Source organism: Corallococcus sicarius, assembly GCF_003611735.1.
Lineage (GTDB): Bacteria > Myxococcota > Myxococcia > Myxococcales > Myxococcaceae > Corallococcus > Corallococcus sicarius.
This window is the reverse complement of the sequence record NZ_RAWG01000018.1, coordinates 1-13,661: the sequence shown is the minus strand read 5'-3', so window position 1 is coordinate 13,661 and position 13,661 is coordinate 1. Positions and strand designations below refer to the sequence as shown.

The 13,661-nt window shown below is 70.4% G+C and carries 10 protein-coding genes; 4 read left to right on the top strand and 6 right to left on the bottom strand.

The annotated features are described in order from the left end of the window. The first annotated feature begins 9 nt into the window (after positions 1 to 9). The 3 genes from D7X12_RS04580 to D7X12_RS04570 all read left to right on the top strand — a co-directional run bounded on the left by D7X12_RS04580 (position 10) and on the right by D7X12_RS04570 (position 3,363). On the top strand, positions 10 to 549 hold the full coding sequence (locus tag D7X12_RS04580) for a hypothetical protein (protein ID WP_147443523.1): 540 nt from the start codon (positions 10 to 12) through the stop codon (positions 547 to 549). A gap of 89 nt (positions 550 to 638) precedes the next feature. Further along, positions 639 to 1,547, top strand: coding sequence for a CPBP family intramembrane glutamic endopeptidase (locus tag D7X12_RS04575; protein ID WP_147443522.1), 909 nt, complete (start codon positions 639 to 641; stop codon positions 1,545 to 1,547). Between the two features lie 97 nt (positions 1,548 to 1,644). Further along, entirely contained in the window at positions 1,645 to 3,363 is a 1,719-nt protein-coding gene (locus tag D7X12_RS04570; protein WP_120624043.1) for a tetratricopeptide repeat protein, read from the top strand. A 28-nt stretch (positions 3,364 to 3,391) separates the two neighbouring features. Here D7X12_RS04570 and D7X12_RS04565 read toward each other — a convergent pair whose 3' ends face one another. The 3 genes from D7X12_RS04565 to D7X12_RS04555 all read right to left on the bottom strand — a co-directional run bounded on the left by D7X12_RS04565 (position 3,392) and on the right by D7X12_RS04555 (position 6,660). After that, positions 3,392 to 4,162 (bottom strand): DNA/RNA non-specific endonuclease, encoded by a 771-nt coding sequence (locus D7X12_RS04565; protein ID WP_244224342.1) that lies wholly within the window; start codon positions 4,160 to 4,162, stop codon positions 3,392 to 3,394. A 134-nt stretch (positions 4,163 to 4,296) separates the two neighbouring features. After that, positions 4,297 to 4,701, bottom strand: coding sequence for a styrene oxide isomerase (locus D7X12_RS04560; protein WP_244224341.1), 405 nt, complete (start codon positions 4,699 to 4,701; stop codon positions 4,297 to 4,299). 195 nt (positions 4,702 to 4,896) lie between these two features. Continuing rightward, entirely contained in the window at positions 4,897 to 6,660 is a 1,764-nt protein-coding gene (locus D7X12_RS04555; protein WP_244224340.1) for a serine/threonine-protein kinase, read from the bottom strand. Between the two features lie 130 nt (positions 6,661 to 6,790). Here D7X12_RS04555 and D7X12_RS04550 point away from each other — a divergent pair, with 130 nt between their 5' ends. Beyond that, positions 6,791 to 7,300, top strand: a complete 510-nt coding sequence (locus D7X12_RS04550; protein ID WP_120624040.1) for a DUF1579 family protein — start codon at positions 6,791 to 6,793, stop codon at positions 7,298 to 7,300. An 85-nt stretch (positions 7,301 to 7,385) separates the two neighbouring features. Here D7X12_RS04550 and D7X12_RS04545 read toward each other — a convergent pair whose 3' ends face one another. From D7X12_RS04545 to D7X12_RS42805, 3 genes are all read right to left on the bottom strand, one after another. Continuing rightward, positions 7,386 to 10,763: a DUF8729 domain-containing protein gene (locus tag D7X12_RS04545; RefSeq protein WP_120624039.1), complete on the bottom strand. Its 3,378-nt coding sequence runs from the start codon at positions 10,761 to 10,763 to the stop codon at positions 7,386 to 7,388. A gap of 210 nt (positions 10,764 to 10,973) precedes the next feature. Continuing rightward, the gene (locus D7X12_RS04540; RefSeq protein WP_120624038.1) at positions 10,974 to 12,254 is read right to left on the bottom strand and encodes an MFS transporter; all 1,281 of its coding nucleotides are present in this window, start codon (positions 12,252 to 12,254) and stop codon (positions 10,974 to 10,976) included. Continuing rightward, on the bottom strand, positions 12,251 to 13,661 hold a 1,411-nt coding region (locus D7X12_RS42805), incomplete at its 5' end, for a hypothetical protein (protein WP_120624037.1). The genes D7X12_RS42805 and D7X12_RS04540, both read right to left, overlap by 4 nt.

Genomic DNA, 13,661 nt, shown 5'->3' with positions numbered 1-13,661 from the left:
GGGTCCCCCTTGAGAATCCCCCTCCTGCTGCTCGGAAGCCTCCTGCTGCTGGCCCCGGCCTGCCGCGGTGACGGCGTTGAGGATTGGGTGACGGCGAGCACGGAGGTGGAATCCGTCGCGTTGACCGCTGCCGAGCCCCACTTCGAGCGACGCGTGCTCCTCGTGGCCCGCGCCCGGCCCGACACGGGGGCGAAGATGTCCCGGGTGGACCTCACCTTCAAGACGGAGCAGCGCTGGGAGCGGCCCGCGTCAGGCGGCTCGGAGGTCCACCCCTGGTTCCGCGTCAGGCTCGTGGACGAGCGGGACGGGCAGGTCCTGGACGAAGGCATCATCATCTTCGGGGAGGAGCGCACGCCCGACTCGCTGACTGTGTGGCTCAAGAGGAACGAGGAGGAGTTCTCGCAGTTCGAGGGCACCTACCGATTCGTGCTCGACCGGCAGGGTCCTCCCTCCGCGGGCACCATCCACGTCAATTGGAGCGGGGTCGGGGAGGCGCTGACCGACGCCGACCACCTGGAGCGCGTCGAGGTCATCCTCTCGCAGCCCTGATGAGCCGCGGAGGGCTCCCCTGGCAATCCTTCCCCGGCCGGTCCGTGTGAAGGTGGGGTGGGCTGTCGCCTGCCCCCAAGGGGAGTCCCATGCGGTCGTGGTTTCGAGATGCTGACGGGCACTGGCGCAACGGGTGGAAGGCCTTCGGCTGCATCGTGCTGGCGGTGGCGCTGATGGTGCCCCTGATGATGCTCCAGACGAAGCTGCCCGACGCCGTGCGCCGGGTCGCGATGCAGCCCTTCGTCGCGTTCCTGGCCACGCTCGCCGCGACCGCCTTCTGCCTGCGGCGGGAGCGGCAGCCCCTGGCGTCCGTCGGCCTGTCGGGGGGCCTGCGCTGGGGCCGTGACCTCGGCCTGGGCCTGCTGGGGGGCATCGTCCTCCTGGGCGCGGTGGCGCTCGCGGTCCGGGGCGCGGACGGCTACCACCTGGTGCCGGCGGCGGTGCGCGACGGCTCCCTCCTCGTGAGGTCCGCCTGGATGATGCTGGGTGTGGCGCTCGCCGAGGAGCTGCTGTTCCATGGCTACGCCTTCCAGCGGGCCCTCCGGGGCATGGGCACGCTCCGGGCGCAGGTCGTGCTCTCCGTCCTCTTCTGTCTCGCCCATCCCTTCGACGACACGATGGCCGGGAGTACGCGGGGGGTGGCGATGATCAACACCTTCCTCGCGGGCTGGATGCTGGGCCTGTGCTACCTGCGCACGGGGCAGCTCGCGCTGCCGGTGGGTGTGCACATGGGATGGAACTGGGCCATGGGCTGCCTGGGCTTCGGCGTGAGCGGCAACACGTCCAAAGGCTGGTGGCAGCCCATCCTCCACGACCGCGCGGAGTGGCTCACGGGCGGCAGCTACGGCCTGGAGGCTTCCGTCGCCAGCATCGTGGTGCTGGGCGCGGCGGTCGTCGGCCTGACGCTCTGGAAGGGGTTCCCGTCGGCGCAGGTGTCCGTCCCTGCCGTGAGCAGCGGTCCCGGACATCCGCCCGCGTTGGGGGCAGGGCAGGCGTAGTCGCAACCGGGTTGCCGGGCGCAAGGGCGGTGCGCTCGGCGACCTTGCCGCGTGAGCACCCGGCGCCATCGTTGGAGGGTCCCTGCTGGAGGCCCCCATGCGCGCCCGTCTGCTCCTTGCCCTCACGCTGCCGCTGCTGTTCGTTCCGGGCCGGGAGGTGGGGGCCCAGGAGGCCTCCGAGCCGCCGCTCCCGGATGCCGCCGCGCACGGAGGCCATGGCACTCCGCCCGGAGGCCTGAGCCTGAAGTCGCTCGCGAAGGGCGCGGTCCTCTTCGACAACCTTGGCACCCACGCGTATCCGGTGACGACGGCGTCGAAGGAGGCCCAGGCCTTCTTCAACCAGGGGTTGCGGCTGGCGTATGGCTTCAACCACGACGAGGCCGCGCGCTCGTTCGCCCGGGCCACCGAGCTCGACCCCTCGTGCGCGATGTGTTTCTGGGGCGTGGCCCTGGTGCTGGGCCCCAACTACAACGTGCCCATGCTCCCGGAGCGGGCCGGGGTCGCGTGGGAGGGCGTGCAGCGGGCCCAGGCGCTCGCCTCCCGGGCGACCCCGGTGGAGCAGGCGCTCATCGGCGCCCTGGGCCGGCGCTACGCGGGGCCAGAGCCGAAGCCGCCTCCGGCGATGAAGCCCTTCAACGAGGCGTATGCCGCCGCCATGCGCGATGTCGCGCGGCGCTTTCCGGACGACCTGGACGTCCAGGTGCTCTTCGCCGAGTCCCTGATGGACTTGAACCCCTGGAAGCTGTGGACGCTGGAGGGCAAGCCAGCGCCGGGCACGGAGGAGATCGTCGCCCGGCTGGAGTCGGTGCTCGCGCGCGCGCCCCTGCATCCCGGCGCCAATCACTATTACATCCACGCGGTGGAGGCCTCGTCCCATCCGGAGCGAGCGCTGCCCTCCGCGCAGCGGCTGCCGGGGCTGATGCCAGGGGCCGGGCACGTGGTGCACATGCCCGCGCACATCTACCAACGCGTGGGCCGGTACGCGGAGGCGTCGGAGAGCAACCGCCGCGCCATCCAGGCGGATGAGGCCTACCTGCGTCAGGTGGAGCCGCTGGGTTATTACCCGATGTACCTGGCGCACAACTGGGGCTTCCTCTCGTTCTCCGCCGCCATGGAGGGCCGTGGCGAGGAGTCGCTCAAGGCCGCGCGCGAGTCGGCCCGCGTGCTGCCCCCGGAGATGCTGGCGGCGATGCCCGGCATGGACTTCTTCGCCGCGGAGCCGCTGCTCGTGATGGTGCGCTTCGGGCGCTACGACGCGCTGCTCGCGGAGCCGCGGCCGGATGCGAAGTACCCGGTGATGACGGGCCTGTGGCTGCATGCGCATGGGCTGGCGCTCGCCGCGCGGGGCCGGTTCGACGAGGCCCGGAAGGACCATGCGGAGCTGGTGAAGCTGGGCGCGACCGTGCCCGACGCGCTCACGGCCGGCAACAACGCCGCGAAGGACGTGCTGAACGTGGCGGCGCGGGTGCTCGACGCCTCCATCGCGGAGCGGCAGGGACGCTCTGATGCACTGGCCCGCTGGGCCGTGGCGGTGCGCGCCGCCGACCGGCTGGCGTACTCGGAGCCCAATGACTGGTTCTATCCGGTGCGCCACTACCAGGGCGCGGCGCTGCTGGACGCGAAGCAGTGGAAGGCGGCGGAGGCCGTCTACCGCGAGGACCTGCGCCGCAATCCGGGCAATGGCTGGGCACTGTTCGGGCTGACCCGGGCGCTGGAAGGGCAGGGCCAGGAGGCGGAGGCCGCCACGACACGCAAGCAATTCGAGGCGGCGTGGGCGAACGCCGACTTCCGCCTCACCCGCACGGCGGTGTTCTAGGCGGGGAACCCGGCTCTGCGGTGACGCATCAGTTGCATCCCTGGCCCGACAGCCAGGTTACGCCGCGGGTCCGCTCGTTCGTGCCGTTCGAGCCGCCATAGTCCACGTTCGAGAAGGACATGGACACAGCGCTCCCCGTGGACTGGTTGGTGATCTCCATCGTCATGTTGTTGGGGATGAGAGCGGTGGCGTTCGGGTAGTTCGCGCCGATGAAGTAGCGCAGCCGGCCGTTCGGGAGGCTCCCGCATTTGGCCATCTTGTTCTCGAGCTGCAACCAGTTGCCACGGTTGAAGTTGGCATCCTGGGGCACCAGGTTCGCCCGAGCCCCCCAGCCCCCGAGCTGTGAGCCGATGAGGTGTCCCCCGTCGTAGTCGTTGCTGGGGTTCTCCGCGTCGCCCCACTGCCCCACGTTCGTCTGACAGGTGTCGCTGCGAGGCGCGGCGACGATCTGCGGCAGGTACTTGTACGCCCGGTTCGGCCGGCCCGCGCTGTCGATGAAGTAGTACTCGCCGTCGAAGTTGTGCCAGATGCTCCGGTCACTCGACGGGAAGAACTTCGGGCAGTCGCTGATCAGCTCCGCGGTGACGTCCCCGTGGATGACGTACCCGACGCCGTAGGGCGCCATCGCCTCCTGGATCTCCTCCTCCGTGTGGCTCTCGAAGAAGTCCATGAGGCCGCTCGGGCCACCGAAGTCCTGCTCGAGCTGACTGGCGACGACTTCGCCGCCCAGGTCCGCGTCCGTGCCTCCGCAACCGCCGAGCAACAGGCCCAACACCACCGCGACTGAGAGCTTGCTCATGGTGCGCATTCTTCCGGATCCTTCCGCAGCGGGTTCGTTGGCTTCGCGACCTTGATTACCAAGTAATCGAAGGAGAAACGAGAAGGGGGCGTCTGGGGCTTGCGCCCGTCACACCTGGAGCAATCGACGACCGCTCAGGGCGTCCCGCTCCGGCGGAAGCCGTGGATCCACGCGCCCGTGGCGACGAGCGAGGGAATCACCACGGAGAGGGTGAGCGCGACGAACACGGTGTCGTTGGCGGCCTGCCCGATGAGGTCCACGCCCGACACCCGCAGCCACGCCTTCACGCAGGTGATGGACCAGTTGGCGTAGTTGGCGACGATGACGGCCCAGGCCAGCCTTTGCTGTCCCACCGCGCCATACCGCAGCATGGGCAGCGTCCAGGCCACGCCCAGGAGGAAGAAGGTGCCCAGCAACGCGTTGAGATGCGCGGCGAGCGCCATCTGCGGATCCGCGGGCACCTTGCCCGTCATCGCGGACGACACATAGCCACCCGTGAGCAGCCCCAACAACATCAGCCAGGCGGCAGCGTGGGCCATGCGTCGCGCGGCGGGAAGGACCGCCGGTGGCGCCACGGGGGCAGGGGTGCTCTGGGGATGAACACCTTCAGGGGAGACTCGGGGGACGGCTGAGATCATGGGGGGCCGGGTGCCATCCTCGCACCCGGCCCAGCACGGACGCCAATCCCCCCGTCCTGACTCCCAGCGTCAGAGGCGGGCCTGGAGCAGCACGTTCTAGCGGCGACGTCCGAGAGGCCGGGTGGTCTGGGCCTCGATGGGCGGTGCAATGACCTCGGTCGTCGCGGGAGCCTCGCCAGGCTCTGGAGGCGGCGCGCCCTTGAGGAGCGACTCGACCTCGGCGGGGGACGGGTCGCTCAGCTCCACCAGCGCCCGCTCGCGCTCCCAGCGCTCCGCGAAGTGCGTCCGCAGCCACCCGGCGAGGTCGACCGCCGGCAACACCTGCCGCGCCGGTTCGAGCGCGAGGTGAAAGGCCCTGGCGTCCGGGAAGCGCTGCTCCGGCCGTGGATGCAGCGCGACTTCCAGCACGCTCCGGAGCACGCGCGACGCGGCGGGGGACTCGGGGCGCTCAATCCCTGGCAACTGGCTGGGCGTGGGGGCCGCGCTCGGCAGCGTGCGGGAGAGTAGTTCGTACAGGATGCAGCCGAGCGCGAAGAGGTCTCCGGACGGGGTCGCCTCCGCGCCCTCCACGCGTTCGGGTGGCATGTACGCCAGCTTTCCGATGATGCCCCCCACCTGCGTGAGCCGACCCACGGCGGGCACCGGGGCTGCCCCGGGAGTCTGCTCCGGAAGCGCTCCTGTGCCCTGGGCAATCCCGAAGTCGACGACCTTCACCACGCCGTCGAAGGAGACGACGAGGTTGTCCGTGCTGATGTCCCGGTGCGTGACGCCCCGCTCGTGGGCGTAGGCGAGCCCGCGCAGCGCCTGCTGGCAGATTTCGACAATCACCTCCAGCGGCAGCGGGCCCGTCTTCCTGGCGCGCTTGACGAGCTCGTGCACGTTCACGCCGCTCAGGTACTCCATGACGATGAACCAGGCGCCGTCGACCTGTCCCAGGTCGTGCACGGAGACGATGTTGGGATGGTGCAGGCGCGCTGCGGTGCGCGCCTCGCCAATGAAGCGCTGCACCTGCACCTCCGGCTCCTCGCTGTCCCCGTCCAGCATCCGCTTGAGGACGACCAGCCGGTGGAAGCCCGCGCGTCCGGTCCGCACCGCGAGCCACACCTCGCCCATGCCACCGCGTCCCAACCGCATGAGCCGGCGGTAGCGGTGGATGCCCGTGCCCAGGTCCGCGCCCCGCAGCGAGCGCGCGGTGAGGATCGCGAGCGCCGTGGAGGACAACAGCAGGAAGGGCAGCCCCACGAGCGCGAACCCGTGCAACCCCTCGCTCCAGCCCACGTCGATGGAGAGCTCACGCCCCAGGAGCGCGAGCGCGCAGAGCGACGCGACGAGCACCGCCACCGCCATCGCACCCCGGCGCTTCAACAGCCGCGTCGCCTCCACCGCCCACGTCCCGCTCACGCCCACCGCCAGGAGCCAGAACAGCGGCAGGCCCAGCCCCGCCGTCGCGATGGAGAGCTGCTCCGACGTCAGGCCCGTCGCCGCGGGCGTGACGAGCGACACCCCCGCGTCCACCACGCGCACCGCGCCGAGCGCGACGGCCACCCCCAGCATCACCCGCCGCCAGCGCGTGAGCGGGAGGTCCAGCAGCGACCACACCACCCGCAGCAGCGTGTAGGGGAGGGGAATGGACGTCAGGACGCCCAGCAGGAGCCACGGGCGCCGGTCGCCGAACAGCGCGCTGGCTTCGCTGCTGGCGACACCCACCGAGAAGCTGATGGCCGCGAACCCCAGGAAGCTCGACGCCAGCCACAGCTGGACGCGCTGCGTCCTCACCGCGGCCCAGGTCGCGAAGTGCACCAGCGCGAGCACGACGAAGGCTCCCGTCAGTGCGAGGTGCAGCATCGTGTAGGAGGTCACGGAGGTGGATCCTAGCCAAACCTGGAAGGCTGCGCCGGCCTTGCCTTGCACGCCTGTCATGGGCTCCGCACCTTGAGGGCGGTGCCCGCGGCACACCGCCCCGGAGCCATCCGACGGAAAGGAAACCCCCATGGACCCGTCACACGAGGTGGGGAAGGGCCCTCCGGCCGCCATGCCCCAGGAGACCCGGGAGCAGGCACCCAGCCTGGGGCCCGAGCACCAGCGGCTGGAGACGTTCATCGGGGAATGGAAGTCGGAGGGCGTGCTGGGAGAGGCGGCCGGGCCCCAGGCGCGGCTCAAGGTCACCGCCGACGCCCACTATGAATGGCTTCCGGGAGGCTTCTTCGTGCTGCACCAGGGGGTGATGCGCTTCGGTGAGGACCGCCTGGAGAGCACGCAGATCCTCGGCTTCGATGCGTCCACGGGCCGCTACTGGATCCGCCTGTTCGACAACCATGGCTTCGCCCGGGATTACGAAGGGCAGGAGCAGGACGGTGTCTGGCATTTCGCGGGCGCGCACGAACGCGTGACGATGTCCTTCGAGAACGCGAACCAACAGCTCAACATCCACTGGGAGCAGTCGGACGACGGCGTGACGTGGCGCTTGCTGTGCGACCTGAAGGGGACCCGCGTCCACTGACGCGCCTTGAAAAAGACAACCCCCGGACAGGGGCCGCCAGGGGGCGGTCCGTCCGGGGGCGTCAGGCGCTACGGAGCGAAAGGCCCTACGGCGCCAGGCTCATGCGCTGCGGCTCGGCGGCGAGCGCGCCGGGCCGGGCGTAGAACAGCGACACGCGGCTCAGCGCGCCCCCGGGCTCGGTCCACAGGTCGTGCGCCGAGTCGGTGACGAGGTTGAACTGCATGCCCATGCGCTGCAGCGTCACCGGCTGGCCCAGGATGTAGCTGGAGATGGGGCCCGGCGTGGCGCTGTAGGAGTTGTAGAGCGTCGTCGAAGTGCCCGTGGCACCCAGCACGCCGATGGTGTCACCGGCGTTCACCGCGATGAAGGTGCGCAGCACCTGCCCCGACGGCTGGCCCACGGCGCGGAACAGCGACGTGAAGGCATTGGTCGTGGCGCTGTAGGCCGGCGGCGTCACGCCCGAGCTGAAGCGCACCACCTCCACGTTCTGGAGCGGCTGGCCCGCATCGTTCGGCACCTGCACGCCGGTGAGGATGAACGCGGTGGGCGCCGTGAACCACAGGCCGCGCGTCGTGGTGTCCGTGTAGTTGTAGCCGAACGGCGGCAGCGCGACCTGGTTCAGCCCGGTGTAGAGGATGCGCACCCGGCCAATGGCGCCGGACGCCTCCGTCCACAGGTCGCGGGCCGTGTTGGACACCAGGTTGAACTGCATGCCCAGGCGGTTGAGCGTCAGCGGATGCCCGAAGATGGACGTGGTGACGGGGCCGCTCGTGGCGGAGTACGAGCTGTTCATCGTGGTCGCGTCACCCGTGGCCCCCAGGATGCCAATCACGTCCCCGGCGTAGACGGGGATCTTCACGGAGAGGACCTGCCCGGAGTTCACTCCCACGGCGCGGAACAGCGACGTGAAGGCGTTGGTCGTGGTGCTGTAGGCCGGAGGCGTGACGCCCGCGTTGAAGCGCACCACCTCGATGTTCTGCAGCGGGTGGTTCGCCTCGTTCGGAACCTGGAGCCCGCTGATGGTGAAGTCCGTGGGCGCCGTGAACCACATGCCGCGCGTCAGCGTGGGGTTGGAGAAGGTGCTGCCGAACGCGGGCGTGGTGACCTCCGGGTCCCCGCGCACGATGCGGCCGCCGCTCACCACCAGGGCGAAGTCGGCGTCCACCGCCGGCGTGTCCAGGTAGGCGTCCTGCACCAGCTCGTCCGCGAAGACCTCCACCCGCCAGGTGCCCGACACGGGGTTCTGGACGAAGACGTTCTCCACCGTGTCCACCCGGTTGGAGACGCCGCCCGGCGGGGAGAAGTTGCCCGCCGTCAGGCCGTTGTTGCCCCAGAACACGACGCCGAACGGCGACGTCACGCGCACCGACAGGTCATTGATGCGCGCCTGCGCCGCGCCCACCGTGCCCATGGGGTCGGTGTACGCCATCGTCACGTTCAGCTCCGTCTCACCCGGGGCGACGGAGACGTTGTACGACCGCACGCCCAGGGGCGACAGCAGGTCCGACTCGTCGATGATGCTCGTCTTCGGCGCGCGGTCCAGCAAGCGCTTCAGGTCGGAGGTGCCCCAGCCCTGCTTGTTGCGGTCGATGTCCGCGTTGGAGCCGCCCGCGGTCCAGTTGTAGCGCCAGGCGTTGTTGATCATCAGCGCCTTGGCGGTGGCCATCTGCGGACGGCTGGCGAACACATCCGCCTTGCCGCCGTGGCCGGCCCACACGCCCTGGTGCCACATCTGGAACAGCAGGGCGAAGTGGCCCGCCGTCTGCGGCGTCGCGGAGCTGGTGCCGCCGAACTCCGTGTAGTTCGTGGGCCCGGAGCCCGTGGCCGAGGTGATGGAGTCGTAGAAGAACGACAGGTCCGGCTTGATGCGGCCGTCGTCGGCCGGGCCGATGCTGCCGGTGAAGCCCCAGGTGTCATCCGTGCGCGCCAGCGTGTTCAGGTGGCGCATGGCGCCCACGGACACGATGTTCTTCGCCCAGGCCTGCGGGCGGGACTGCCGGCTGCCCGCGTTGCTCTGCGACTGCGTGCTGAGGATGGGGTGCTTGAAGAGGTAGTCATCCACCTCCGCGGAGATGGTGGTGTACGCCGTCGTCAGCGAGCTGCCCACGCTGGAGGTCTGGAACACCGCGCGGTACGGCCCCGCGGGGTTGGTGAGCTCCTGGTTGATGGTGTAGCGGGACTTCGTGCCACCGAACTGGGTGGACTCGCTGTAGAGGAAGAAGATGCCCTGCCCGTTGGGGGCCATGCCCCGCGCGGCGGGGTTCACGCCCCGGGCGAAGACGTTGCTGTAGCAGCTGGAGCCGTGCAGCGACCCGGCGGTGCCCACGCTCTGGATGATGGGGGCGTTGAGCCACTCCTGGTGGGTGGTGAGCAGCTCGGTGTCGAAGATCTCACCGCGCACGCCCTGGCCCGTCCAGCCCTTGAGCCCCTCGATGTAGTTGGCGCCGCCCGTGTCGCGCACGATGTTCATGTCGAGCTCACCGGGGCCACCCCAGCGGTCGATGAACTGCACCTCGTTGGAGCGCACCACCTGCTGGAGCTGCTCCTGGGTGAGCGTCGCCTCGATGCGCAGGCCGCCCGGCTCCACCAGCTCCACGCGCCCGCCCAGGCGCTTGACCTGGTCGCTCAGCGCCTGCTGCCGCGCGGGGCCGCCCTCGCCCAGCATGAGGGAGTAGCGCTGCGTGTCCGGCAGCCGCGCGGCCACGCCCATCAGCGCGTCCTTCAGCTCGCGCTCCAGGCGGTACTCGGGGTGGTAGTCCCCCACCCAGCGCACGTAGGGAAGCCCCGTCACGCGGGTGCGCGCGTCCGCGCCCATCTCCACGATGTACGTGTGCTCCGCGAGGAAGCGCAGCACCTTGCCGCCCGACGCCTCGATGGCGGAGCGGAACTCCGGCAGCGGCGAGGCGATGAACTGCACCAGGAACAGCTGGTTGTCGCGGTCCGCCGACAGCAGGCTCGTCATGCGCGGGCTGGGGTCGCGCAGCGGATCAAACCCCGCGTCGCGCAGCCGGATGACGTAGTCCGTGGAGCGCACGCGGCCCACGGGCAGCACGCCGCCCTGGCTGTATGCGTAGAAGGACTCGGTGCCGCCCTCGGCCCGCTGCTCCTCCCAGGTGTAGAGCTGGTAGGCGGAGCCGGGCACGTCCACCGTGCGCAGCGCGCGCACGGCGCGGTCGGTGCGGTGGAACGTCACGCCCGCGCCCGTCGTCAGCGCGTAGCGGCCGGCGGTCGCCGCGGGCGCGATGCCCCGCTGCGCGTCCGATGCCACCTGCGTGGGCTGCTCCACCACGCGCGCCGGGGGAACCCTGGACGCGGTGGCCTGCTGGACCTGGGATGAGGGCTTGTCCGCGGAAGGCGCCGTGGAGGCCGCGACGGCCGTGAGGGCACCCAACAGCGTGCTGCCGAGGACGGACGCAGCCAACGGGCGCCAGGGGCCCGTCAGCCAGGATGGCTTCAGTTTCATGTGGTGCTGCTCCTTGATGTGGTGCGTTGTCAGCGCCCGTCGTCAGCGCTCCCCCCCTCCACCCCACCAGAGTGCCCCGCGTCCGGACGGCGACGCTTCACTCCGTGCACCTCCCGCAATTGTCGGGAAGTACGAAAGAAGTGATAGATGGGTTTTACTGTAGGTGTCAATACACGCACACATTTCGTGTGTCGTGTGGGGGGGCGTGCGTCAGTCGATGCGGCTGTGCCGTTGGGTGTCTGGCATCAGCACATAGACGAGCAGCGAGCAGAGGATGGCGCCGGTGACGTACCAGAAGAACCACGGCTCGTGGCCGGACAGCTTGAGCCTGGTGCCCACGTACTCGGCGGTGCCGCCGAAGAGGGACACGGTGAGCGCGTAGGGCAGCCCCACGCCCAGGGCGCGGATGCGCGCGGGGAACAGCTCCGCCTTCACCACGGCGTTGATGGAGGTGTAGCCGGAGAGGATGATCAGCGCCGCGAGAACCAGCAGGAACGCGGTGAAGGCGTCCCGGGCCTGGGTCAGCGCCGTCAGCAGGGGGACGGTGCACAGCGTGCCCATCACGCCGAACCACAGCAGCACCGGCCTGCGGCCGACCTTGTCGGAGAGCAACCCGAACGCCGGCTGCAACAACATGTAGATGAACAGGGAGCCCGCGGAGATGAGCGTGGCCTCGTCCCGCGTCAGGCCCACCGAGTTCACCAGGAACTTCTGCATGTAGACGGTGTAGGTGTAGAAGGCGAGCGTGCCGCCCATGGTGAGGCCCACGACGATGGCCAGCTCCTTCGGGTGGCTCAGCAGCTCCCGCATGGGCCGGTGCTCGGTCCCCTTCGCCGCCTCCTGGGTGAAGGCCTCCGTCTCCACCATGTTGCGCCGCATGTAGGAGCCGAAGATGGCCAGCGCCCCACCGGCGAGGAATGGGATGCGCCAGCCCCAGTCCTCCAGCTGCTCGCCCGTCAGCACCAGCCGCTGCAACACCAGCAGCGTCATCGTCGCCAAGAGCTGCCCGAGGATGAGCGTGACGTACTGGAAGGAGCTGTAGAAGCCCCGGTGCCGCGAGGTGGCCACCTCGCTGAGGTAGGTGGCGCTGGTGCCGTACTCACCGCCCAGGGAGAGGCCCTGGAGCAGGCGCGCCAGCATCAGCACGACGGGCGCGGCCACGCCGATGCTCGCGTACGTGGGGCACACGGCGATGACGAAGGACCCCAGGCACATCAGCGTCACGGACAGCGTCAGCGCGGCGCGGCGTCCCCGCTGGTCCGCGTAGAGCCCCATCAGCCAGCCGCCCAGGGGACGGATGAGGAAGCCGAGCGCGAACACGCCCGCGGTGTTGAGCTGCCGCACGACGGGGTCCGCGTCTGGGAAGAACGCCTTGGCGAAGTACAGCGAGAACGCCGAGTAGACGTAGAAGTCGTACCACTCGATGAGGTTGCCCACCGACCCGCCGAAGATGGAGCGCAGCCGCTGTCGCAGGCCGGTGTCCTGCTTCATGGCGTGGAGGCCCGGACGTACTTCCAGAACACATAATCCGGGACGCTCAGCCACGGCTCGGGCTCCCGCTGGAACTTCACCCCCTGCAGCACGCGCTCCAGGGGCACCGGCTGGAAGGGCGCCTCCCTGCGCTGGACCCAGACCAGGTCCGACGCGGTCTTCACCCGGGGGGTGTCGTAGGCCGTGCGCTGGTGGTCCTCCGGGGTGGGCACGGGCACCATCTGCGACGCCAGCGGTTGCAGCCCCGCCAGGTGGAAGACATCCCAGTAGCCCCCCATCAGCAGCCTCCCCGGCGCCAGCCGCGCCATCTCCAGCGCCGCGTCCCGCGTGCTCGCATGCTTCGGCTTCACCTCCGGCGGGCCCCGGAAGGTCAGCGCCCCCACGGCCAGCGTCACCACGGTCAGCGCGCCCGCCGCCCGCAGCACGCCCTCCGACACGCGCGCCGCCAGCCACGCCAGCACCAGCACTCCCAATGCCACCAGGGCCAGCGCGTGCGCGGGCGCGAGGTAGCGGATGGAGTAGTCATTGACCCGCACGTGCGACACGGCCACCAGCAAGGGCAGCTGCGCCAGCGCCGCCAGTCCACACCCGAGCGCCAGCCAGGCCGGTTCGGGCAGCGCGGCCCACGCGGACCACCCCCGCCGCCCGTGGCGCACGGCCCACGTCGCGGCGATGGCCAGCAGCACGAGCAGGACGCCCGCCAGCGGAACGGGGCCCGTCCACAGCAGCGCCGTCATCTGGCGCAGGTTCTCCCCGAGGTGCCCCCGGTCCAGCTCCACGATCGTGCGGAACTCGTGGCCGTGGTTCCGTTTCGCGAACCGGTGATACAGCCGCCGCAGCTGCCGCTCGAACGTCCCGCCCACCACGAGAGGGATTGCCGCCGCCGCGAACCGGTGCCAGCCCGTGAGGCCCCGCGTCCGGGCCCGCAGCGCCTCGACGCCCAGGAACACGATGAGCGAGGGCAGGCTCGAGGTGGACATCCAGAGGGTCAGCCCGGCGGCCACCGTCGTCGCCGCGCCCCAGCCCCAGACAGCCGGACGCGTGCGCGCCTCCATCAAGCCCCGCAGCCCCATCCAGGTCCACGCCAGCATCGCGAACTGCCAGCCGTAGGGCTGGGAGATGTCCAGCAGGTACGGGCGCACCTCCTCGGGAAGCGCCAGCACGAGCGGCACCAGCACGCACAGGCCCACCGCCACCACGCCCTGCCGCGAAAGCCATGCCAGGGGGAAGATGGACGTCCACGTCGCCGCGATGAGGACCGCGGCGAGCCCCTCGGCCGTCCAGTCCCGGCCACCTATCAGCCGCGCGAGCAGGAAGGGCCACGCGCCGAAGCGGTCCTGCCCCAGGTAGTACGCGAAGTAGAGGTCGACGCGGGGGGCGCGGGCCATCAACAGCGGGATGGCGCCG

What these genes read in the sequence shown, in the direction of transcription:
- D7X12_RS04540 (WP_120624038.1), bottom strand. Translation starts at nt 12,254, where the DNA reads ATGAAGCAGGACACCGGCCTGCGACAGCGGCTGCGCTCCATCTTCGGC.
- D7X12_RS04570 (WP_120624043.1), top strand. Translation starts at nt 1,645, where the DNA reads ATGCGCGCCCGTCTGCTCCTTGCCCTCACGCTGCCGCTGCTGTTCGTT.
- D7X12_RS04575 (WP_147443522.1), top strand. Translation starts at nt 639, where the DNA reads ATGCGGTCGTGGTTTCGAGATGCTGACGGGCACTGGCGCAACGGGTGG.
- D7X12_RS04550 (WP_120624040.1), top strand. Translation starts at nt 6,791, where the DNA reads ATGGACCCGTCACACGAGGTGGGGAAGGGCCCTCCGGCCGCCATGCCC.
- D7X12_RS04545 (WP_120624039.1), bottom strand. Translation starts at nt 10,763, where the DNA reads ATGAAACTGAAGCCATCCTGGCTGACGGGCCCCTGGCGCCCGTTGGCT.
- D7X12_RS04560 (WP_244224341.1), bottom strand. Translation starts at nt 4,701, where the DNA reads ATGGCCCACGCTGCCGCCTGGCTGATGTTGTTGGGGCTGCTCACGGGT.
- D7X12_RS04565 (WP_244224342.1), bottom strand. Translation starts at nt 4,162, where the DNA reads ATGAGCAAGCTCTCAGTCGCGGTGGTGTTGGGCCTGTTGCTCGGCGGT.